Here is a 17,985-nt window from a genome sequence, read left to right as displayed (position 1 = left end):
TGCCAATCGCCATGGAAGAGAAGCTTCGCTTCGCTATCCGTGAAGGTGGCCGTACAGTCGGCGCCGGCGTTGTCTCTAAGATTGTAGAATAGTCTGTTAATTTAGTGTTCAGTCGGCGCGTTCTATAGGCGCCGGCTTTGTTGTTTGAAGCGTAAAGATTAGGCCCTGTTATGGATCGTCAAAATATTCGCATTCGGTTGAAAGCGTTCGACCACCGTATTCTCGACACCTCTACGAAAGAGATCGTGTCTACGGCAAAGCGTACTGGTGCAACAGTACGTGGGCCCATTCCGCTACCAACTCGTATTGAAAAATTTACCGTGAACCGTTCACCGCATGTGAACAAGAAGTCACGTGAGCAGTTCGAAATCCGCACACATAAGCGGATGTTGGACATTGTTGACCCAACACCACAAACTGTGGACGCGCTGATGAAGCTCGACCTGGCGGCTGGCGTTGACGTCGAAATTAAATTGGGAGCATAGGCATGTTACGGACAGGTCTATTAGCAAAGAAATTAGGCATGACCCGCGTCTATGACGACTTGGGAAATCATGTGCCTGTTACAGTTCTCTCTTTAGAGGGTTGTCAGGTTGTGGCTCAGAAAACGCAAGCGCGTGATGGCTATACTGCGGTTCAACTTGGTGCTGGCGAAGCAAAGCCTAAGCGCGTTTCAAAGGCAGAGCGTGAGCGTTTTGCCAAAGCCGGTGTGACACCAAAAAAGAAACTTGTTGAGTTCCGCGTTACTGAAGAAAACCTAGTAGAGGTTGGTGAAGAGCTGATTGCAGGTCATTTCCTACCGGGTCAAAAAGTTGACGTTTCAGGTATTACGGTTGGTAAAGGTTTCGCAGGTGCGATGAAGCGTCATAACTTCGGCGGTCTTCGTGCAACACATGGTGTTTCTATCTCGCATAGATCACATGGTTCAACAGGTCAGTGTCAGGATCCAGGTAAGGTTTTCAAAGGCAAGAAAATGGCAGGCCATATGGGTTCTGTTCGCCGTACAAACCAGAACCTTGAGGTTGCACGCGTTGAGATCGAAGATGGTCTTATCCTTATTAAAGGTGCAACGCCGGGTGCAAAAGGTACGTGGCTAGAGATTCGCGATGCCGTTAAAAAACCACAGCCAGAGGGATTGATTTTCCCTGCGGCGACTATGGGTGACCGTAGAGCAGCGTTAAAGGCCGCTGAAGAAGCAGAAGCAGAAGCGGCTGCTGAGGCAGAAGCCGAAGCAAAGCGCATCGCTGAAGAGCAAGCTGCCGCAATGGCCGCGACAACAGATGAAGATGGCGGAGAAGGCTAAATGAAACTCGACGTCCAAACACTAGCGGGCAAGAAGTCCGGTTCCGTCGATCTCGACGATTCCGTCTTCGCTAATGAGCCTCGCAAAGATATTTTACACCGTATGGTTCGCTATCAACTAGCGAAACGTCAGGCAGGAACGCACCAAGTTCAAGAACGTGGTGATGTCTCTAAGACAACAAAACGTATCGGTCGCCAAAAAGGCGGCGGTACTGCGCGTCACGGTAACGGTTCTGTTTCTCAGTTCCGTGGTGGTGCGAAAGCGCATGGTCCACGTGTTCGTTCACACGCGCATGACCTTCCAAAGAAGGTTCGTGCTATGGCTTTGCGTCATGCTTTGTCTGCTAAGGCGAACGCAAAAGAGCTTATCATTATTGATGATGCTGTTGCGGCCTCTCCAAAGACAGCTGACTTGCGTAAGCAATTGGCGGGTCTAGGTGTGACTAACGGTTTAATCGTGTCAGGTAATGCAATCGAAGAGAACTTTGCAAAAGCGGCAAGCAACATTCCAAATTTGGATGTTTTGCCAAGCCAAGGCGCAAACGTATATGACATCTTGAAGCGTCACACACTCGTGTTGACTAAGCAGGCTGTTGCAGATTTGGAGGCTCGACTAAAATGAGTATAGCGGCCCGTCATTATGATACGGTGGTCTCTCCGATCATCACTGAAAAGACGACAATTGTCTCTGAGAACAACCAAGTTGTTTTCGAAGTACCGTTGAGCGCATCAAAGCCAGAAATTAAAGAAGCTGTTGAGCAGCTTTTTAAGGTTTCTGTTTCGGCTGTGAACACGCTTCGCGTCAAAGGTAAAACGAAGCGCTTCCGGGGTCGCCCTGGTCGTCGCAACGATGTCAAAAAAGCAATTGTCACGTTGAAAGACGGCGACAGCATCGACATCGCAACTGGACTGTAGGAACAAGAGATGGCTTTAAAGACATTTAATCCGACCAGCCCTTCGCGCCGCAACCTTGTACAGGTTGACCGCACGGGTTTGCATAAGGGTCGCCCAGAAAAGTCATTGACTGAAGGTCTGACGAAAAAGGGTGGTCGCAACAATACAGGTCGCATCACTATGCGCCGCCAAGGTGGTGGTCATAAGCGCCTATACCGTATGGTTGATTTCAAACGGAAGAAGTTTGACGTTGAAGCGACTGTGCTGCGCTTGGAGTATGATCCAAACCGTACGGCATTCATCGCTCTTATTGAATATAAAGATGGTGAAAAGGCTTATATCCTAGCGCCGCAACGCTTGGCTGAAGGTGATAAGGTTATCTCTTCTGACAAGGCGGATGTGAAGCCTGGTAATACAATGCCGCTCCGCGCAATGCCTGTCGGGACAATCATTCATAATATTGAGCTTAAGCCGGGTAAGGGTGGACAAATCGCCCGTTCTGCTGGTACTTACGCGCAATTGGTTGGCCGTTCTGAAGGTTATGCTCAGATTCGTTTAAAATCTGGCGAAATGCGCATGGTTCACCAGACGTGTTTGGCAACTGTTGGTGCGGTTTCAAACCCGGATCACATGAACATCAATCTTGGTAAAGCTGGTCGTAAGCGCTGGCTTGGTAAGCGTCCTCAGGTTCGCGGCGTAGCCATGAACCCGGTCGATCACCCTCATGGTGGTGGTGAAGGTCGTACCTCTGGTGGTCGTCACCCTGTGACGCCTTGGGGTAAGCCAACAAAAGGCGCGCGGACGCGCTCTAATAAGGCGACGGATAAATTTATCATTCGTTCACGCCATGCGAAGAAAAAAGGTAGGGGCTAGAAGATGCCACGTTCAGTTTGGAAAGGTCCGTTTGTTGACGGATACCTGCTTAAAAAAGCCGAAGCCGCTCGTAGTGAGGGTCGTCATAAACCGATCAAGACTTGGTCGCGTCGTTCGACAATCATGCCGAATTTTGTTGGTCTGACATTTCAGGTCCACAACGGACAAAAATTCATTCCCGTTCTCGTTGATGAGGACATGGTAGGGCACAAGCTCGGTGAATTTTCTCCGACACGTACTTATTATGGCCACACGGCCGATAAAAAAGCCAAACGGAAGTAGATAGCCATGGCAAAGACAAAAAATCCACGTCGCGTTGGCGACAAAGAGGCTCGCGCTAAACTGCGCATGATCCGTATCAGCCCACAAAAGCTGAATCTGGTTGCGCAACTTATCCGCGGTAAGAAAGTCGACAAGGCTTTGGCTGACCTTCAGTTTTCGCATAAGCGAATTTCTGGTGAAGTTAAAAAAGTGCTTGAGAGCGCGATTGCCAATGCTGAGAACAATCACGGTTTGGACATCGATTCTCTAATCGTGTCTGAAGCTTATGTTGGTAAGAACTTCGTTATGAAACGTTTCCGTGCACGGGCACGGGGTCGTGGCGCGCGTATTTTGAAGCCATTTTCTGAGCTGACAATTGTTGTTCGCGAAGTCGAAGATGTTGAAGTCGAAACGCCGGCTAAAAAGAGTGAGGCTGCGTAATGGGTCAGAAGATTAATCCAATTGGCCTTCGCCTCGGTATTAACCGGACTTGGTCATCGCGTTGGTACGCAAATACGTCAGAATATGGCGATCTGTTACATCAAGATTTGGCAATCCGTGCTTTCTTGATGTCAGAACTTAAAAATGCATCTGTTTCGCGTATTGTTATTGAGCGTCCGCACAAAACCTGCCGCATCACAATTTACACGGCGCGTCCGGGTGTTGTGATTGGTAAAAAAGGTGCAGACATTGAGGTGCTTCGTAAGAAGGTTGCTTCAATGGTTGACGGCGAAGTCTTTATCAACCTTGTCGAAGTGCGTAAGCCAGAAGTCGATGCGAACCTTGTTGCTGATGGGATTGCCCAGCAGCTAGAGCGCCGTGTTTCTTTCCGCCGTGCTATGAAGCGTTCTATGCAGTCTGCCATGCGCATGGGTGCTAAGGGCTGTAAGATTAAGTTGGGTGGTCGTCTTGGCGGTGCTGAGATTGCGCGTGTTGAACAGTATCAAGAAGGGTCTGTTCCTCTTCATACTATGCGCGCGGATATCGACTACGGTGTAGCACGCGCTATGACGGCAATGGGTATTATCGGTATTAAAGTTTGGATCAATAAAGGCGAAATCATGGAGCACGACCCGTATGCACATGAGAAACGTCTATCGCAGCAGGGCGACACGCGCTCACGCGGCGGTAATGATCGTGGCGGCGATCGCGGCGGACGTCGTCCGGCGCGGGCCAATTAGATAGAGGCGAGACACAATGTTACAGCCAAAACGTACAAAATTCCGCAAAGCCCATAAGGGCCGTATCAAAGGTGTCGCTAAAGGCGGTTCAGCTTTGACTTTCGGTTCATATGGTCTCAAAGCGATGGAACCAGAGCGTATTACTGCGCGTCAAATCGAAGCTACGCGTCGTGCAATTACACGTCGTATGAAGCGTGCCGGTCGTGTTTGGATTCGCATCTTCCCTGATGTACCTGTTACGAAGAAACCGACTGAGGTTCGTATGGGTAAAGGTAAGGGTTCTGTAGAATTCTGGGCCGCAAAAGTGCGTCCTGGTCGGATCATGTTTGAAATTGATGGTGTTCCTGATGATATTGCGCGTGAAGCGCTTCGTCTAGGTGCCGCTAAACTCCCCGTGAAGACGAAAATCGTCACACGTCCGGGCGAATAAGAGGAGGCGATGATGAAAGCTGCTGACGTCAGAGCCATGAGCGCCGATGAACTCAATGAAGAGTTGCTGAAGCTGAAGAAAGAGCAATTCAATTTGCGTTTTCAAGAAGCCACCGGCCAATTAGAAAAGACCGCTCGTGTACGCCAAGTGCGCCGCGATATTGCGCGTGTCAAAACAATCATGGCGGAAGCAAAATCCGCTAAGAAGGCTTAAGGTAGGTCGAGATGCCAAAACGCATACTCCAAGGCACGGTTGTGTCAGATAAAGGTGAAAAGACGGTTGTGGTCAAGGTTGAGCGCGCCTATTTGCATCCTCTGTTCAAGAAAACGATTCGTCGTTCAAAGAACTATCACGCGCATGATGAAAAGAATGCGCATAAGGTTGGTGAAACAGTCCGTATTCAGGAATGTCCGCCAAAATCAAAATTAAAGCGGTGGGAAGTGGTCTCAGCGTAAGGCATTCGCCTCTCGCTCGACCCTCTCAATTAAACAAGGAGACGTCTCATGATTCAAATGCAGACAAACCTAGAAGTGGCCGATAACTCCGGCGCCCGTCGCGTACAGTGCATTAAAGTGCTGGGTGGCTCTAAACGTCGTTACGCCCATGTTGGTGATACGATCGTTGTTTCTGTTAAAGAAGCTATCCCACGCGGCAAAGTGAAAAAGGGTGACGTTCGCAAAGCGATCGTTGTTCGTGTTCGTAAAGATATTCAGCGCCGTGATGGTTCTGTTATCCGTTTTGACGGCAATGCGGCTGTCATTATCAATAATAATGGTGAGCCGATCGGTACACGTATTTTTGGCCCAGTTCCTCGTGAACTTCGCGCTAAAAACCACATGAAGATCGTCTCTCTGGCTCCAGAGGTACTCTAGTCATGGCTGCCAAGATTAAAAAAGGCGACTATGTCGTCGTGATTGCTGGTAAAGATAAAGGCCTTAAGGGCGAAGTCTTGAAAGTATCACCCAAGGAAGAGCGTGTCGTTGTCAAAGGCGTTCGTATGGTAAAGCGTCATGTTCGCCCAAGCCAAGCGGATCCTGAAGGCGGCATTAAGCAGTTCGAAGCGCCGATTCACGTATCAAATGTCGCGCATATCGATCCAAAAGATAATAAACCTACGCGCGTAGGCTTTACGACGTTGAAAGACGGCAAAAAAGTTCGCGTCGCTAAAAAATCAGGGGAAGTCATCGATGGCTAAACCGTATGAACCACGCCTCGCGGCGGTCTATCGTGAAGAAGTCCGTGCGAAGATGAAAGAACAGTTCGGCTACACGTCCGACATGCAAATCCCTGTGGTCGAAAAGATCGTATTAAACATGGGTATTGGTGAAGGTGTTGGCGATAAGAAAAAAGTTCAAGCCGCTATGGAAGAGCTAGAGCTTATTGCGGGTCAGAAACCTGTTCCTTGTGTTGCTAAGAAATCAATTGCGGGCTTTAAGCTTCGTGATGGAATGGTAATTGGTACAAAAGTTACGCTTCGCCGTGATAAAATGTATGAATTTATGGACCGTCTTGTGAACATCGCTTTGCCGCGTGTTCGTGACTTCCGCGGATTAAACGGTAAAAGCTTTGACGGACATGGTAACTATGCCATGGGCCTAAAAGAGCATATCGTTTTCCCAGAAATCGATTATGATAAAGTTGATACCGTTCGCGGTATGGACATTGTGGTGCAAACAAGCGCCAGAACTGATGAAGAAGCCAAAGCATTGTTGGCCGCGTTTTCATTCCCTTTCCGGAATTAAAGCGAACGCAACAAGCTAAGCCCTCTGTAAACAACAGTGTTTGCAGTAAGCAAATAGGAGAAAATGAATGGCTAAAGTAAGCTCAGTCGAGCGTAATCTTAAGCGCCAGCGCCTTGTGGCAAAATATGCCGGTAAGCGCGCTTTGCTTAAAGATATCGCTCGTAACAAAGATTTGCCAGTTGAAGAGCGTTTCCAAGCGCAGCTTAAACTCGCAGCGCTTCCGCGTAACTCTGCAGAGACACGTATCCGTAACCGTTGTCAGGTTACTGGTCGTCCTCGCGGTTACTATCGTAAAATGAAAATGTCCCGTATTGCACTTCGCGAATTGGGATCAATGGGCCTTATACCAGGTCTTGTGAAATCAAGCTGGTAGGGGAGAAATAGAATGTCATTTTCAGATCCTCTAGGCGATATGCTTACGCGTATTCGCAATGCTATCATGCGTAACCGTTCTTCTGTTACAACTCCGGCGTCAAATCTTCGTGGTCGCGTCCTTGACGTTTTGGCTGATGAAGGTTTTATTCGTGGTTACGAAGAAACTAAAGACGAAGCGGGTTTCCGCGCCTTCAACATCGAATTGAAATATTTCGAAGGTGAAGCTGTTATTCGTGAAATTAAGCGCATTTCAAAACCGGGACGCCGTGTTTATTCTTCAGTGAAAACATTGCCGCAAGTCCGTAACGGTTTGGGTATTGCAATCCTTTCCACTCCAAAAGGCGTTATGAGTGACGCTGCTGCACGTTCAAACAACGTGGGCGGTGAAGTTCTCTGCCAAGTGTCTTAGGAGCGCTTTATGTCACGTATTGGTAAAAAACCTGTCGCTATTATTGACGGCGTAACTTTGACACAATCTGGTCAAGACGTTACCGTTAAAGGCGCAAAGGGCGAATTAAGCTTTACACTTCCAGATGCTGTAACAGGTTCATTGAAAGATGGTGAATTTACAGTAGCGCCTGTTGAAGGTGTGAAAAACGCTAACGCAATGTGGGGCATGAGCCGCACAATGATTGAAAATATGATCCAAGGTGTAACGAAGGGCTTTGAAAAAGAGCTTGAGTTGCGCGGTGTTGGTTATCGTGCGCAAATGAAGGGGACGGCTCTTTCTATGCAGCTCGGTTTCTCTCATGATGTTGATTACACACCGCCCGCAGGCATCACAATTGAAGCTCCAAAACCTACACTTGTTAAAGTGTCTGGCATTGACAAGCAGCAAGTGGGTCAAGTTGCCGCCGAGATCCGTGCGTTCCGTAAGCCAGAGCCTTATAAAGGCAAAGGCGTACGTTATGTCGGTGAGTTCGTGCGTAGCAAGGAAGGCAAGAAGAAGTAGTCATGAAATCTGCTCATCAAAATATGAAACGTCGCGCCCAGCGCGTTCGTCGTCGTCTGAAAAAGCACGCCAATGGCCGTGCACGTTTATCAGTCTATCGTTCTGCCAAAAATATTTCCGTGCAGATCATCGACGATGCAACAGGCACAACATTGGCTTCAGCATCTACGCTTGAAGATAAGAAACAAAAAGGCTCTGACGTTGCTGCTGCGGCTCGCATCGGCAAACTTATTGCAGAGCGCGCTGAAAAAGCCAAAGTCGGTGATGTCGTCTTTGACCGTGGCGCTTACCTTTATCATGGCCGAGTGAAAGCTCTGGCTGATGCGGCTCGCGAAGCCGGTCTGAAATTCTAGGAAGACTGTTATGGCTAGAGAAGATAACCGCCGCAATAAACGTGACGAAGAGCAAGATAACGAGTTTATCGATCGTCTCGTACATATTAACCGCGTTGCCAAAACTGTAAAAGGTGGCCGTAACATGTCATTCGCCGCTCTTGTTATTGTTGGTGATGAAAAAGGACGTGTTGGCTTTGGTAAGGGTAAAGCCCGTGAGGTACCTGAGGCAATTCGTAAGGCGACTGAAGAAGCAAAGAAAACAATGATCCGCGTCCCGCTTCGCGAAGGCCGTACATTACATCATGATGTACGTGGCCGTCACGGTGCTGGTAAAATCGTTATGCGTTCGGCACCTCCCGGGACTGGTGTTATTGCTGGTGGTCCAATGCGTGCTGTTTTGGAATGTCTTGGCGTTCAGGACGTTGTTGGTAAGTCTGTTGGTACATCCAACCCTTACAACATGGTTCGCGCAACATTTGATGCGCTTAAGCGTATGGAAAGCCCGCGCATGATTGCGAATAAGCGTGGTAAGAAAGTGGCTGAAATTGTTGAGCGTCGTAATGACGGCGCGTCTGCACCTGAAGCCCTCGAAGCTTAAGGAGCGTAACAATGGCTAAAAAAGCAACAGTTACTGTTCGTCAGACCGGTTCGGCAACACGCCGCAAGCCGGATCAGCGTGCGACACTTGTCGGTCTCGGTCTTGGCCGTATCGGTAAGCAACGCACATTAGAAGATACACCGAGCGTTCGCGGCATGATCGCGAAAGTCGCTCATATGGTGAAAATTGTAGAAGAGTAGTCGGCTTTCCTTCGCTGATTTTCAGCGAAGTATTGTTGAAACCTCTTGGAGAAAACAAATGCGTTTAAATGAACTCTCAGATAACCCAGGCGCTACTAAAGACCGCAAACGTGTTGGTCGTGGTATCGGTTCTGGCAAAGGCAAAACGGGTGGCCGTGGTGTCAAAGGTCAAAAATCTCGCTCAGGTGTAGCGATTAAAGGTTTTGAAGGCGGTCAAATGCCTATCCACATGCGTTTGCCTAAGCGCGGCTTTAACAAGCCGAACCGCAAGCGTTATGCAGAGCTTTCAATTGCAAATCTAAACCGTGCTATTGAATCGGGCAAGATTGATGGCAAAACAGATATGACAGCTGAAGCCCTTGTCGAAGCGGGCGTTTTGCGTCGTGCTTTTGATGGTGTGCGTCTTATCGGCGACGGAAAAGTCTCTAAAGCGGTGACGTTAATTGTTTCTGGTGCCACACCAGCCGCAACCAAAGCTGTTGAAGCGGCTAAAGGCTCTGTTACTGTATTAGACGAAACGGTTACGCGCCGCGAAAAAGGTGTTAAGGCTGATAAATCTGGTAAAGTTTCAAAGGCGGATAAAAAAGCGGCTAAGGCTGCAGCCTCTGCTGAAGAGAAGCCTGCTAAGGCAGAGAAAAAGCCAGCTGCGAAAAAAGCCGCTGCGCCTAAGAAAGCCGCAGCTAAGAAATCAGAAGCTTCAGCTGATGAGTCTGCTTACCTCGCGCCGACACGTGAATATGATGCGGATGCGGATAATGCGATTGTCACTAAGATCGAAAAATATCTTGGCGCCTCTCTTAAAAACCGCGATGCGAAATATGTATCTTGTTCAGATGAAACAGAGCTAGAGACTATCGTTAAAGGCTTTATGAAGAAGAAAATGGGTGTTGAAGACAAAGACGCAGCGATGGAAAAAGTCAAAGCGGTTTGTGAAACAATGAAACCCACACGTATGAAAAACCGTGTTACTTTCTATTACTTGCTCGCCAAGAATGAAGGCAAGCTCGGCGACCTTTAAACGCCTTCCAACAAACCCTATCTGTATCGGATAGGGTTTTCATTTTGTCGAAGGTAGGAGACGTTCAATGGCATCAGCGTCAGAACAGTTAGCAGCGAATATGAACCTTGGCGTTTTTGCCAAGGCTAAAGAACTACAGCAGCGTCTTCTTTTTACTCTCTTTATATTAGTGGTCTATCGTATCGGTACCTATGTGCCGGTCCCTGGTGTTAATCTTGATCAGATTGCGGCTATGATGAACCAAGGCGGTCTAGGCGACCGTTTGAACCTGTTCTCTGGCGGCGCGGTAGAGCGTATGGCGATTTTCGCCCTAAACGTAATGCCCTATATTTCGGCCTCTATTATCATGACTCTGATGAAGGGCTCTATCGGTTCTCTCAAAGAGCTTGATAAGGACGGAGAACAAGGCCGAAAGCAAATTAACCAATATACACGGTATTTGACGGTCTTTTTGGCGGCTTTCCAAGCGTATGGCGTCTCACGTTTTATCGAAAGTAGTGGTGCTGCCATTAGCCCCGGCGCTTTCTTCCAAGCTTCTACAGTTATTACGCTTGTTGGGGGGACGATGTTCCTCATGTGGCTTGGTGAACAAGTCACTGCGCGCGGCGTAGGTAACGGTGTATCATTGATTATCTTTGCCGGTATTGTGGCAGAACTTCCGAAGGCTATCTTCCAAGCCTTTAGCTTGAATCAACGCGGTACGGTCTCTGAACTGTTGCTTGTGTTCCTTATTGTTCTGTTTGTCGGTCTCTCCATGTTGATCGTGTATGTTGAACGCGCGCAGCGTCGTCTTTTGGTTCAGTATCCGAAGCGTCAAATGGCGGGTGGTAAGTCTTTTGGCGGAGAAAGTTCTTTCATGCCGCTTAAGCTCAATACAGCAGGCGTTATCCCGCCGATTTTTGCGAGTTCGTTGCTTTTACTTCCGGCAACACTGGGCCCGATTATGATGGGTAATGGAGCTGGAACGACGGGCTCTGGCATTGGCGGTACGATTTTAGCGCTCTTGGCTTATGGTTCCCCAGTTTACCTAACGCTTTATGCAATTTTGATTATTTTCTTCTGTTACTTCTATGTGCCTTATGTCTTTAAGCCAGAAGATGTTGCCGATAACCTTCGTAAGAATGGTGGGTTCTTGCCTGGGATACGTCCCGGTAAACGCACCGAAGAGTATTTGTCATACGTTCTTTCACGCCTGACTTTCATTGGCGCTGTGTATGTGGCTTTCGTCTGTGTATTGCCAGAACTGATTATCGCGCGCCAAGGCGGTGCAATCCCACCTTCTGTTGCGATGTTAATCGGCGGTATGAGCCTTCTGATTATTGTGTCTGTGACATTAGATACAGTTGCGCAAATTCAATCACACCTTATTGCTCACCAATATGAGGGTCTTATTAAGAAGTCCCGTATGCGTCGACGCAATAGATAGGATATTGAATATGTTGAATCTCATTCTTTTTGGCCCACCAGCCGCCGGTAAAGGGACGCAGGCTAAGCGTCTCGTCGCTGAACGGAATTTGATTCAACTTTCTACAGGTGACATGCTTCGTGCGGCGCGTGCCTCAGAGTCTGAGCTTGGCAAAAAGGTTGCCGGTATTATGGATCGCGGCGATTTAGTATCAGATGAAATCGTCATTGCGTTAATTGAAGAGCAGATTGATGCGAACCCAGATGCGAAAGGCTTTATCTTTGATGGATTCCCTCGCACGGTCGCGCAAGCCAAAGCTCTTGACGTTGCCTTAAGTGCGCGCGGGCAGAAGGTTGATAAAGTAATCCGTCTTTGTGTGGACGACACGGCTCTTATGAGTCGAATCACAAAACGGTTCGAGGAAGAAGGCCGTAAGGACGACAATCCTGAAAGCTTTAAGATTCGCCTCGGAAACTATAATAAGCAAACGGCGCCTTTGCTTCCATACTATGAATCTCAAGGTAAATTGAGTGAAGTTGACGGGATGGCTGAGATTGAGGCCGTTTCTGACAGCATTAATCGTGTCCTAGGCACGGAAATTGAGGCCAAACCGGCCAAAAAGAAAGGATTCTTCGCGCGTCTCTTCTCTTAATCGAAAAGAGTCTGAAGAATCTCATTAAACTACGCGTCCTGCGCTTGACGGCATGGGGTGTTAAGACTAAGTAACCCGCTTCCGCGGACGGTCCTTATCGCTCGCCCCTTTTGCTATGGGGTGGGCTTTCTATTCAGGGCCAGAGCGAGTGATGGATTTTTGAGGAGGCCGCAAGTGGCTCGTATTGCTGGGGTAAACATCCCGACTAATAAGCGCGTTGAAATCGCGCTTCGTTATATTCACGGTATTGGACCGGCTATTGCGACTGAGATCTGCGAAAAAGTGGGTATCTCACGCGAGCGTCGTGTGCATGACCTAACGGATCAAGAAGTTTTGCAAATCCGCGAGACGATTGATGCGAATTATCAGGTTGAAGGTGACCTTCGCCGTGAGCGTTCACAGAACGTAAAACGCCTCATGGATATGGGTAACTATCGCGGTCTTCGTCACCGCCGTGGTCTTCCAGTTCGTGGTCAGCGTACACACACAAATGCGCGTACGCGCAAAGGCCCAGCGAAAGCAATCGCTGGCAAGAAGAAATAGGGTAGGCTGAGATGGCTAAAGAACCAGGTCGCGTTCGCCGCGCCGATCGGAAGAATATCACTTCCGGCGTCGCTCATGTGAACTCAACATTCAATAACACAATGATTACGATTACAGATGCGCAAGGCAACACAGTTGCTTGGTGCTCTGCTGGCGCAATGGGTTTTAAAGGGTCACGTAAGTCGACTCCTTATGCGGCTCAGGTCGCTTCAGAAGAAGCTGGCCGTAAGGCAGCTGACCATGGCATGACGACTTTGGAAGTCAATGTGAACGGCCCAGGATCAGGCCGCGAAAGCGCTGTACGGGCTCTTCAAGCGGCTGGGTTTACTATCACGACTATTCGTGACGTAACACCTATTCCGCATAATGGTTGCCGCCCACCAAAGCGTCGCCGCGTATAATCTGCCCTAAACCTGCCATGTGCGCAGGTTTTTCCCGACGCGACGTTGGCTTAAGCTGAGCTAACATCGACGCGTCGACCCTGATATGAAAAGGCATAAATTGTGATTGAGAAAAATTGGCAAGAACTTATTCGTCCGATCAATCCAGAGATCGAGCCCGGCCGTGACCCTGAGCGTAAAGCTGTTGTAACAGCTGAGCCGCTAGAGCGTGGTTTTGGTATGACTTTGGGTAATGCACTTCGCCGTGTTTTGCTGTCATCCCTACAAGGTTCAGCGGTCTCTGCTGTTCAAATCGACGGTATCGTCCACGAGTTTACGTCTATCCCCGGTGTGCGTGAAGACGTTACCAATGTTGTATTGAACCTTAAAGGCTTGGCTGTTCGCATGCATGCGGAAGGTCCAAAGAAGTTGCTTCTTCGTAAAACGGGTTCTGGTCCAGTGACTGGCGCTGACATCGAAGAAACGGCTGATGTAGAAATTTTGAACAAAGATCACATCATCTGTACAGCCGATGAAGGGGCAGACATTCGTATGGAACTGACTGTCACGACGGGTAAGGGGTATGTCCCTGCTGCGGATAGTCGTCCAGAGGATGCTCCAATTGGTTTGATCTCTATCGATGCGCTTTATTCGCCTGTAAAACGCGTGGCTTATCGCGTTGAAGATACACGTGAAGGCCAAGTCTTGGATTATGATAAACTTATCATTGATATTGATACAAATGGTGCTGTTACGCCAGAAGACGCCGTGGCCGTTGCTGCGCGTATCCTGCAAGACCAGTTCCAAGTGTTCGTCAACTTCGATGATCCAGAAGATATGTCTCGCGGCGAAGAGAAGCCAGAGCTTGATTTCAACCCAGCGCTTCTGCGTAAAGTTGACGAATTAGAGCTTTCTGTCCGTTCAGCGAACTGCCTGAAAAATGATAATATCGTCTATATTGGCGACCTTATTCAGAAATCAGAAGCTGAGATGCTTCGCACGCCTAACTTTGGTCGTAAGTCTTTGAATGAAATTAAAGAAGTACTCGCCGCAATGGGTCTGCACCTCGGTATGGACGCGCCAAACTGGCCACCAGAAAATATCGAAGAACTAGCCAAGAAATACGACGACCACATTTAGGTCGATTGAAAGAACTGTAAGAGGATAAAGCCATGCGTCATAAAATGGCCCATCGTAAATTAAATCGCACTGCCAGCCATCGTAAAGCGATGTTTGCTAATATGGCGTCTAGCCTTATTGAGCATGAGCAGATTGTAACGACTTTGCCGAAAGCGAAAGAGCTACGCCCTTTCGTTGAGAAGCTTGTAACGCTTGCGAAAAAAGGTGACTTGAATAGCCGACGTATCGCGATTGCGCGTACACGTAATAAAGAGCAGTCAAAGAAACTTTTTGACGTTCTTGGCCCACGCTATGCGGACCGCCCTGGCGGATATATCCGTATTATGAAGGCTGGTTTCCGCTATGGTGATAATGCTCCTATGGCTGTGATTGAATTTGTTGATCGCGATGTTGACGCTAAAGGTAAAGTTGACCGTGAGCGTATGTCAGAGGTCGAAGACGCATAGTTTGTCGCACAAAACCTATTCAAAAACCCGCCCTTGTGGCGGGTTTTTTATTGCATTGGCTGTGATGCTACTCTGACTGGTATCTACCCTCCAAACTGATGCTACACACAAATGTGTAGAGGAGGTGAGGCGCATTCCTCGGATTATCCGCTATAGTGGTTCCAGACTAATATCGTTCAAGGATGGTGCATGTACATACGACATATTCAGGCCTCACTATTTACACTTGCCACGTGTTTCATAGCAGGTGGAACATTACCCAGCGTAGCCAATGCGGCAGAAGCTCAAATGCAGGTGGATATGATGACAGAATCTAAAGCTGCGAAACAAACCTTGAATGCGCCTTATGATGCATTTCTGGCTGAATACGTCGTAGAGCAGGGCGGTATAAACCTAGTCGCCTATGACCGCGTTACCTCAGAAGATAAAGCTGCTCTCGTGGCCTATATTAATACGCTCTCTGAATTAGATATCTCTGGCTTCAGTGAGGCAGAGACACTCGCCTATTGGTTTAATCTTTATAATGCAAAAACGATTGAGGTTATTTTGGATGAGTATCCAATAAAATCCATTTTGAAAATCGGTTTTCGTGGCCCTTGGAAACGGAAGATTCTGAAAGTGCGTGGTGAGAAATTAAGTCTCGACAATATTGAACATGATATTGTTCGCGCGACATATAAAGAGCCCCGTGTTCATTTCGCGTTTAATTGCGCCTCTATTGGATGCCCCAATTTAAAGACGAGCGCTTGGGAAGCGGAAAGTCTTGAGGCTGACCTGACACAGGCTGCTATCGATTATATCTCAAGCCCGCGAGGCGTGACGATTACGCAAGACGGGAAGCTTGTCGGATCAAGCCTGTTTAAATGGTATTCTAAAGACTTTGGCCAATCGGACACAGATGTCCTACGCTATCTCTCACAATTTGCGTCGGGATCATTAAAAGATCAGATGCAAACCGCAAAAGACTTTGATGATTTTGACTATGACTGGAATTTGAATATTGCTGATTAAGAGGCAATGCACTCAAACGTCCCTAGACGAAGTTAAGCTCATCTATGCTAGGTTGATGCAGTCCCTCTGCTAAGGCGTGTTTAGAATCATTCATACGTGAAGGGCTCAACCAGATACGCTTTTTGCGTGCTACATTAAAATCTGGAAACCCTCTGCGTGAGCTGACTTTATTTTTATTCATAATATCGTATGTAGAGCTGTCGGGGCGATGCGTATGAGGACATTATGTTCAAAGTTATTTTGTCATCGGCCAGTTTGGCCCTTGCTTTTTTCTCCACCACGCCTGCTATGGCGCAATATGCAGATGTCAGCCCTGTTCTTTTGATAGAATCAGGGCCATCAGATAATCCTGAATATCGTCGGATGGTGTTTGTGAAATATTTATCGGGTGACCGTGTCTCCGTAAATTATCGTGCTTATAACCGGACAGAGTTTAAACAATTACCTAACACAACGCCTCAAGATGTGATTAGCGCCTGTGCGAATGGGGCGGCAACGCCGCTCTCCGAAATCCTTGCTTTTCAACGGCAGGAAGCGCGATTGAAATCACGATCTCAGACGCCCGAGGTTGTTCGGTTTTGCGTGAAAAATGTACAAAATTGGGAAGGCGGCGGACGAACTCGCTATGTTGATCCTATTTTTGAAGGTTTGCCCTACGCTGCGACTCTTAACAATTAAGTCACGGCGGTTCTCCCGACCCCAGCCAGCCCATAAGGTAACGAAAAATTAATCCGGTTTGATACTTTTCCTATTGACCACAGTTGTAGTCATAACGTAATGACTACGTGTGTAGTTAATAGGATAGTCAATGGCTGTGCGTATTTCGCAATCTGAACTTTATATTATGAACGTACTTTGGGACAAAAGTCCCTTAGCTGCGAGTGATGTCTTTAAAGCTCTGGATAATGAGAAAGATTGGAGTAGCCGCACCGTTAAAACCCTGCTCTCGCGTTTGGTGGAGAAGGGCGCTTTGTCCACTGAAGCGGATGGTCGGCGCTATCTTTATGCCCCATTAATACAGAAAGAGACTTATGCGACGCAAGCCGCACGAAGTTTGACAGATCGTCTCTTTGGCGGACGAGCGGCGCCTTTGGTAGCGCATTTGGCCGAGTCTGAAGGATTAACGGATAGCGACATTGAAGAGCTAGAAGCCCTCTTAGCGAAATTAAAAAAATGACTGTGGAGGCCTTCACAGTTTGGGGGTTGCAAACGGGGCTAATGGTCAGCTTCTTAATCGGACTGGTGTTGGTTATACGGCGCCCGTTTGCACGTTACTTTGGCGCGAACGCGGCCTATGCGCTCTGGTTGTTACCAGCCATTCGCCTTGTTTTACCGCCCATGACGGTGCCATTCATCAAGCGTAAAGTTTTGCCCGCGGAGGGGATTTCAGAGACTGCGCAGGGGAAGGGGAGCCCCGTAGGTGTCCCAAATCTTGCGCCTTTTGAAAGCCAGGAACAGGTGCCTAACGACGCCGCAGATCCGTCCTCCGTGAAGAGTTTGACGACCTTGCCAGTAGAGCAGGGGGCTACCGTAAGTGACATCGCGACGCCCAAGAGCGAGCATTCCATCATTAATGCGGCGGATAAATTAGACCCAGTACTAACCCCAAATGTAACGGAGACGACATTTGACCTGTTGCAAACTATGCAAGCCATATTACCGGTGCTCACGGTCATATGGCTTGCGGTAGCAGGGCTGTGGTTTATTTTTCAACTCTATCGCCAAAATCACTTTATGACCGTGATAAAAGCGAATGGGGTTAAGCCATCTCACTCTTTGTATGATCCAATCAGAGAGGCCATGGCCCTAACGGGTTTAAAGACAGAGCCTGATGTCTTGCTATCGGAAATGGTGTCGGGCCCAATGGTCACAGGCGTTCTATCACCGCTTATCGTTTTGCCTTTGGATTTCGAAGACAAGTTCGCACCGCATCAACGTAGTTTTGCCCTCATTCATGAGATGGCTCATATTAAACGTGGAGACCTATGGGTTGCTCTTGGCGTGCTGGGTTTCAGAGCTTTGTTTTGGCCAAATCCTCTCGTGCATTATGCTGCGCATAAAATGCGAGTGGATCAAGAAGCCGCCTGCGATGCGTCGGTATTGGCCAAAGCAGGCGGAAAAGCCGCAACCCATTCTTACGCAGAAACCCTAATTCATGCGGCCAAAGCGGCGGGGAATAAGCGAGATCAAGCTCCGCTTGGTTTGGCATTAAGTGATCAAGGCGAATAAGGGGTAAGAAGCCCGATA

At 48.3% G+C, this 17,985-nt stretch carries 32 protein-coding genes; all 32 read left to right on the top strand.

The window, feature by feature from the left end; genetic code table 11:
• Positions 1-92 (top strand): EF-Tu C-terminal domain-related protein (locus DES40_RS07850; RefSeq protein ID WP_147405795.1); only part of this gene is annotated, 92 nt, incomplete at its 5' end.
• 78 nt (positions 93-170) lie between these two features.
• A complete protein-coding gene (gene rpsJ, locus DES40_RS07845; protein WP_026941758.1) occupies positions 171-485 on the top strand; it encodes a 30S ribosomal protein S10 in 315 nt (104 codons plus the stop codon).
• Between the two features lie 2 nt (positions 486-487).
• Complete coding sequence (rplC, locus tag DES40_RS07840) at positions 488-1,303, top strand: 50S ribosomal protein L3 (protein WP_121100272.1); 816 nt, start codon at positions 488-490, stop codon at positions 1,301-1,303.
• A complete protein-coding gene (gene rplD / locus DES40_RS07835) occupies positions 1,304-1,924 on the top strand; it encodes a 50S ribosomal protein L4 (protein WP_121100269.1) in 621 nt (206 codons plus the stop codon). It abuts the gene before it with no gap.
• Complete coding sequence (locus DES40_RS07830; RefSeq protein ID WP_121100267.1) at positions 1,921-2,217, top strand: 50S ribosomal protein L23; 297 nt, start codon at positions 1,921-1,923, stop codon at positions 2,215-2,217. Before rplD ends, DES40_RS07830 begins: the two co-directional genes overlap by 4 nt.
• Before the next feature lie 9 nt (positions 2,218-2,226).
• Complete coding sequence (rplB, locus tag DES40_RS07825; protein WP_121100265.1) at positions 2,227-3,069, top strand: 50S ribosomal protein L2; 843 nt, start codon at positions 2,227-2,229, stop codon at positions 3,067-3,069.
• Between the two features lie 3 nt (positions 3,070-3,072).
• The gene (rpsS, locus tag DES40_RS07820; RefSeq protein WP_121100263.1) at positions 3,073-3,351 is read left to right on the top strand and encodes a 30S ribosomal protein S19; all 279 of its coding nucleotides are present in this window, start codon (positions 3,073-3,075) and stop codon (positions 3,349-3,351) included.
• 6 nt (positions 3,352-3,357) lie between these two features.
• The gene (rplV, locus tag DES40_RS07815) at positions 3,358-3,771 is read left to right on the top strand and encodes a 50S ribosomal protein L22 (RefSeq protein ID WP_121100261.1); all 414 of its coding nucleotides are present in this window, start codon (positions 3,358-3,360) and stop codon (positions 3,769-3,771) included.
• Positions 3,771-4,511: a 30S ribosomal protein S3 gene (gene rpsC, locus DES40_RS07810; protein WP_121100259.1), complete on the top strand. Its 741-nt coding sequence runs from the start codon at positions 3,771-3,773 to the stop codon at positions 4,509-4,511. Before rplV ends, rpsC begins: the two co-directional genes overlap by 1 nt.
• Positions 4,512-4,527: 16 nt before the next feature.
• Positions 4,528-4,941: a 50S ribosomal protein L16 gene (gene rplP / locus DES40_RS07805; protein WP_121100257.1), complete on the top strand. Its 414-nt coding sequence runs from the start codon at positions 4,528-4,530 to the stop codon at positions 4,939-4,941.
• 12 nt (positions 4,942-4,953) lie between these two features.
• Positions 4,954-5,154: a 50S ribosomal protein L29 gene (rpmC, locus tag DES40_RS07800; RefSeq protein WP_121100535.1), complete on the top strand. Its 201-nt coding sequence runs from the start codon at positions 4,954-4,956 to the stop codon at positions 5,152-5,154.
• Positions 5,155-5,165: 11 nt separating this feature from the next.
• On the top strand, positions 5,166-5,396 hold the full coding sequence (gene rpsQ, locus DES40_RS07795; RefSeq protein WP_121100256.1) for a 30S ribosomal protein S17: 231 nt from the start codon (positions 5,166-5,168) through the stop codon (positions 5,394-5,396).
• Between the two features lie 48 nt (positions 5,397-5,444).
• Complete coding sequence (gene rplN / locus DES40_RS07790; RefSeq protein ID WP_121100254.1) at positions 5,445-5,813, top strand: 50S ribosomal protein L14; 369 nt, start codon at positions 5,445-5,447, stop codon at positions 5,811-5,813.
• 2 nt (positions 5,814-5,815) lie between these two features.
• Positions 5,816-6,136 carry a 50S ribosomal protein L24 gene (gene rplX / locus DES40_RS07785; RefSeq protein WP_121100252.1) on the top strand — a complete coding sequence of 107 codons (321 nt, stop codon included), beginning with the start codon at positions 5,816-5,818 and terminating at the stop codon, positions 6,134-6,136.
• Positions 6,129-6,683: a 50S ribosomal protein L5 gene (gene rplE / locus DES40_RS07780; RefSeq protein ID WP_121100250.1), complete on the top strand. Its 555-nt coding sequence runs from the start codon at positions 6,129-6,131 to the stop codon at positions 6,681-6,683. The genes rplX and rplE overlap by 8 nt, the downstream gene beginning before the upstream one ends.
• Positions 6,684-6,750: 67 nt before the next feature.
• Positions 6,751-7,056 carry a 30S ribosomal protein S14 gene (gene rpsN / locus DES40_RS07775; RefSeq protein WP_121100248.1) on the top strand — a complete coding sequence of 102 codons (306 nt, stop codon included), beginning with the start codon at positions 6,751-6,753 and terminating at the stop codon, positions 7,054-7,056.
• Positions 7,057-7,068: 12 nt separating this feature from the next.
• Entirely contained in the window at positions 7,069-7,467 is a 399-nt protein-coding gene (gene rpsH, locus DES40_RS07770; RefSeq protein WP_121100246.1) for a 30S ribosomal protein S8, read from the top strand.
• A gap of 9 nt (positions 7,468-7,476) precedes the next feature.
• Entirely contained in the window at positions 7,477-8,010 is a 534-nt protein-coding gene (rplF, locus tag DES40_RS07765; protein ID WP_121100244.1) for a 50S ribosomal protein L6, read from the top strand.
• Positions 8,011-8,012: 2 nt separating this feature from the next.
• Entirely contained in the window at positions 8,013-8,363 is a 351-nt protein-coding gene (rplR, locus tag DES40_RS07760) for a 50S ribosomal protein L18 (RefSeq protein WP_121100242.1), read from the top strand.
• A gap of 10 nt (positions 8,364-8,373) precedes the next feature.
• The gene (gene rpsE / locus DES40_RS07755; protein ID WP_121100240.1) at positions 8,374-8,943 is read left to right on the top strand and encodes a 30S ribosomal protein S5; all 570 of its coding nucleotides are present in this window, start codon (positions 8,374-8,376) and stop codon (positions 8,941-8,943) included.
• 11 nt (positions 8,944-8,954) lie between these two features.
• Positions 8,955-9,143 carry a 50S ribosomal protein L30 gene (rpmD, locus tag DES40_RS07750; RefSeq protein WP_121100238.1) on the top strand — a complete coding sequence of 63 codons (189 nt, stop codon included), beginning with the start codon at positions 8,955-8,957 and terminating at the stop codon, positions 9,141-9,143.
• Positions 9,144-9,201: 58 nt separating this feature from the next.
• Positions 9,202-10,161, top strand: a complete 960-nt coding sequence (gene rplO / locus DES40_RS13435) for a 50S ribosomal protein L15 (protein ID WP_121100236.1) — start codon at positions 9,202-9,204, stop codon at positions 10,159-10,161.
• A 67-nt stretch (positions 10,162-10,228) separates the two neighbouring features.
• Complete coding sequence (gene secY / locus DES40_RS07740; protein WP_121100235.1) at positions 10,229-11,587, top strand: preprotein translocase subunit SecY; 1,359 nt, start codon at positions 10,229-10,231, stop codon at positions 11,585-11,587.
• Positions 11,588-11,600: 13 nt separating this feature from the next.
• Complete coding sequence (locus DES40_RS07735; protein WP_121100532.1) at positions 11,601-12,218, top strand: adenylate kinase; 618 nt, start codon at positions 11,601-11,603, stop codon at positions 12,216-12,218.
• A gap of 174 nt (positions 12,219-12,392) precedes the next feature.
• Positions 12,393-12,761 (top strand): 30S ribosomal protein S13, encoded by a 369-nt coding sequence (gene rpsM, locus DES40_RS07730; protein ID WP_121100233.1) that lies wholly within the window; start codon positions 12,393-12,395, stop codon positions 12,759-12,761.
• Between the two features lie 11 nt (positions 12,762-12,772).
• Positions 12,773-13,162 carry a 30S ribosomal protein S11 gene (gene rpsK, locus DES40_RS07725; RefSeq protein WP_121100231.1) on the top strand — a complete coding sequence of 130 codons (390 nt, stop codon included), beginning with the start codon at positions 12,773-12,775 and terminating at the stop codon, positions 13,160-13,162.
• A 102-nt stretch (positions 13,163-13,264) separates the two neighbouring features.
• Positions 13,265-14,281, top strand: coding sequence for a DNA-directed RNA polymerase subunit alpha (locus DES40_RS07720; RefSeq protein ID WP_121100229.1), 1,017 nt, complete (start codon positions 13,265-13,267; stop codon positions 14,279-14,281).
• A gap of 32 nt (positions 14,282-14,313) precedes the next feature.
• Positions 14,314-14,727, top strand: coding sequence for a 50S ribosomal protein L17 (rplQ, locus tag DES40_RS07715; RefSeq protein ID WP_121100227.1), 414 nt, complete (start codon positions 14,314-14,316; stop codon positions 14,725-14,727).
• A 189-nt stretch (positions 14,728-14,916) separates the two neighbouring features.
• Positions 14,917-15,738 (top strand): DUF547 domain-containing protein, encoded by an 822-nt coding sequence (locus tag DES40_RS07710; protein ID WP_121100225.1) that lies wholly within the window; start codon positions 14,917-14,919, stop codon positions 15,736-15,738.
• A 225-nt stretch (positions 15,739-15,963) separates the two neighbouring features.
• Positions 15,964-16,416 (top strand): hypothetical protein, encoded by a 453-nt coding sequence (locus DES40_RS07705; RefSeq protein WP_121100223.1) that lies wholly within the window; start codon positions 15,964-15,966, stop codon positions 16,414-16,416.
• Positions 16,417-16,546: 130 nt separating this feature from the next.
• On the top strand, positions 16,547-16,915 hold the full coding sequence (locus DES40_RS07700; protein WP_121100222.1) for a BlaI/MecI/CopY family transcriptional regulator: 369 nt from the start codon (positions 16,547-16,549) through the stop codon (positions 16,913-16,915).
• Positions 16,912-17,967, top strand: a complete 1,056-nt coding sequence (locus DES40_RS07695) for a M56 family metallopeptidase (protein WP_121100220.1) — start codon at positions 16,912-16,914, stop codon at positions 17,965-17,967. Before DES40_RS07700 ends, DES40_RS07695 begins: the two co-directional genes overlap by 4 nt.
• Positions 17,968-17,985 lie beyond the last annotated feature (18 nt).

This window comes from Litorimonas taeanensis (genome assembly GCF_003634015.1).
In the GTDB taxonomy this organism is placed as follows: domain Bacteria; phylum Pseudomonadota; class Alphaproteobacteria; order Caulobacterales; family Maricaulaceae; genus Litorimonas; species Litorimonas taeanensis.
The sequence above is the reverse complement of the archived record's forward strand: the minus strand, read 5'-3'. Positions and strand labels throughout refer to the sequence as shown.

Bases quoted from the DNA above. Each gene is read 5' to 3' on its own strand.
- DES40_RS07695 (WP_121100220.1), top strand. From the start codon at position 16,912: ATGACTGTGGAGGCCTTCACAGTTTGGGGGTTGCAAACGGGGCTAATG.
- rplR (WP_121100242.1), top strand. From the start codon at position 8,013: ATGAAATCTGCTCATCAAAATATGAAACGTCGCGCCCAGCGCGTTCGT.
- rpsN (WP_121100248.1), top strand. From the start codon at position 6,751: ATGGCTAAAGTAAGCTCAGTCGAGCGTAATCTTAAGCGCCAGCGCCTT.
- rpsE (WP_121100240.1), top strand. From the start codon at position 8,374: ATGGCTAGAGAAGATAACCGCCGCAATAAACGTGACGAAGAGCAAGAT.
- rplE (WP_121100250.1), top strand. From the start codon at position 6,129: ATGGCTAAACCGTATGAACCACGCCTCGCGGCGGTCTATCGTGAAGAA.
- rplO (WP_121100236.1), top strand. From the start codon at position 9,202: ATGCGTTTAAATGAACTCTCAGATAACCCAGGCGCTACTAAAGACCGC.
- DES40_RS07700 (WP_121100222.1), top strand. From the start codon at position 16,547: ATGGCTGTGCGTATTTCGCAATCTGAACTTTATATTATGAACGTACTT.
- rplN (WP_121100254.1), top strand. From the start codon at position 5,445: ATGATTCAAATGCAGACAAACCTAGAAGTGGCCGATAACTCCGGCGCC.
- rplX (WP_121100252.1), top strand. From the start codon at position 5,816: ATGGCTGCCAAGATTAAAAAAGGCGACTATGTCGTCGTGATTGCTGGT.
- rplD (WP_121100269.1), top strand. From the start codon at position 1,304: ATGAAACTCGACGTCCAAACACTAGCGGGCAAGAAGTCCGGTTCCGTC.
- secY (WP_121100235.1), top strand. From the start codon at position 10,229: ATGGCATCAGCGTCAGAACAGTTAGCAGCGAATATGAACCTTGGCGTT.
- rpsS (WP_121100263.1), top strand. From the start codon at position 3,073: ATGCCACGTTCAGTTTGGAAAGGTCCGTTTGTTGACGGATACCTGCTT.
- rpsK (WP_121100231.1), top strand. From the start codon at position 12,773: ATGGCTAAAGAACCAGGTCGCGTTCGCCGCGCCGATCGGAAGAATATC.
- rpsH (WP_121100246.1), top strand. From the start codon at position 7,069: ATGTCATTTTCAGATCCTCTAGGCGATATGCTTACGCGTATTCGCAAT.
- rpmD (WP_121100238.1), top strand. From the start codon at position 8,955: ATGGCTAAAAAAGCAACAGTTACTGTTCGTCAGACCGGTTCGGCAACA.
- rpsC (WP_121100259.1), top strand. From the start codon at position 3,771: ATGGGTCAGAAGATTAATCCAATTGGCCTTCGCCTCGGTATTAACCGG.
- rpsJ (WP_026941758.1), top strand. From the start codon at position 171: ATGGATCGTCAAAATATTCGCATTCGGTTGAAAGCGTTCGACCACCGT.
- rplP (WP_121100257.1), top strand. From the start codon at position 4,528: ATGTTACAGCCAAAACGTACAAAATTCCGCAAAGCCCATAAGGGCCGT.
- rpsQ (WP_121100256.1), top strand. From the start codon at position 5,166: ATGCCAAAACGCATACTCCAAGGCACGGTTGTGTCAGATAAAGGTGAA.
- DES40_RS07710 (WP_121100225.1), top strand. From the start codon at position 14,917: ATGTACATACGACATATTCAGGCCTCACTATTTACACTTGCCACGTGT.
- DES40_RS07705 (WP_121100223.1), top strand. From the start codon at position 15,964: ATGTTCAAAGTTATTTTGTCATCGGCCAGTTTGGCCCTTGCTTTTTTC.
- rplB (WP_121100265.1), top strand. From the start codon at position 2,227: ATGGCTTTAAAGACATTTAATCCGACCAGCCCTTCGCGCCGCAACCTT.
- DES40_RS07830 (WP_121100267.1), top strand. From the start codon at position 1,921: ATGAGTATAGCGGCCCGTCATTATGATACGGTGGTCTCTCCGATCATC.
- rplQ (WP_121100227.1), top strand. From the start codon at position 14,314: ATGCGTCATAAAATGGCCCATCGTAAATTAAATCGCACTGCCAGCCAT.
- rpmC (WP_121100535.1), top strand. From the start codon at position 4,954: ATGAAAGCTGCTGACGTCAGAGCCATGAGCGCCGATGAACTCAATGAA.
- rplV (WP_121100261.1), top strand. From the start codon at position 3,358: ATGGCAAAGACAAAAAATCCACGTCGCGTTGGCGACAAAGAGGCTCGC.
- rplC (WP_121100272.1), top strand. From the start codon at position 488: ATGTTACGGACAGGTCTATTAGCAAAGAAATTAGGCATGACCCGCGTC.
- rplF (WP_121100244.1), top strand. From the start codon at position 7,477: ATGTCACGTATTGGTAAAAAACCTGTCGCTATTATTGACGGCGTAACT.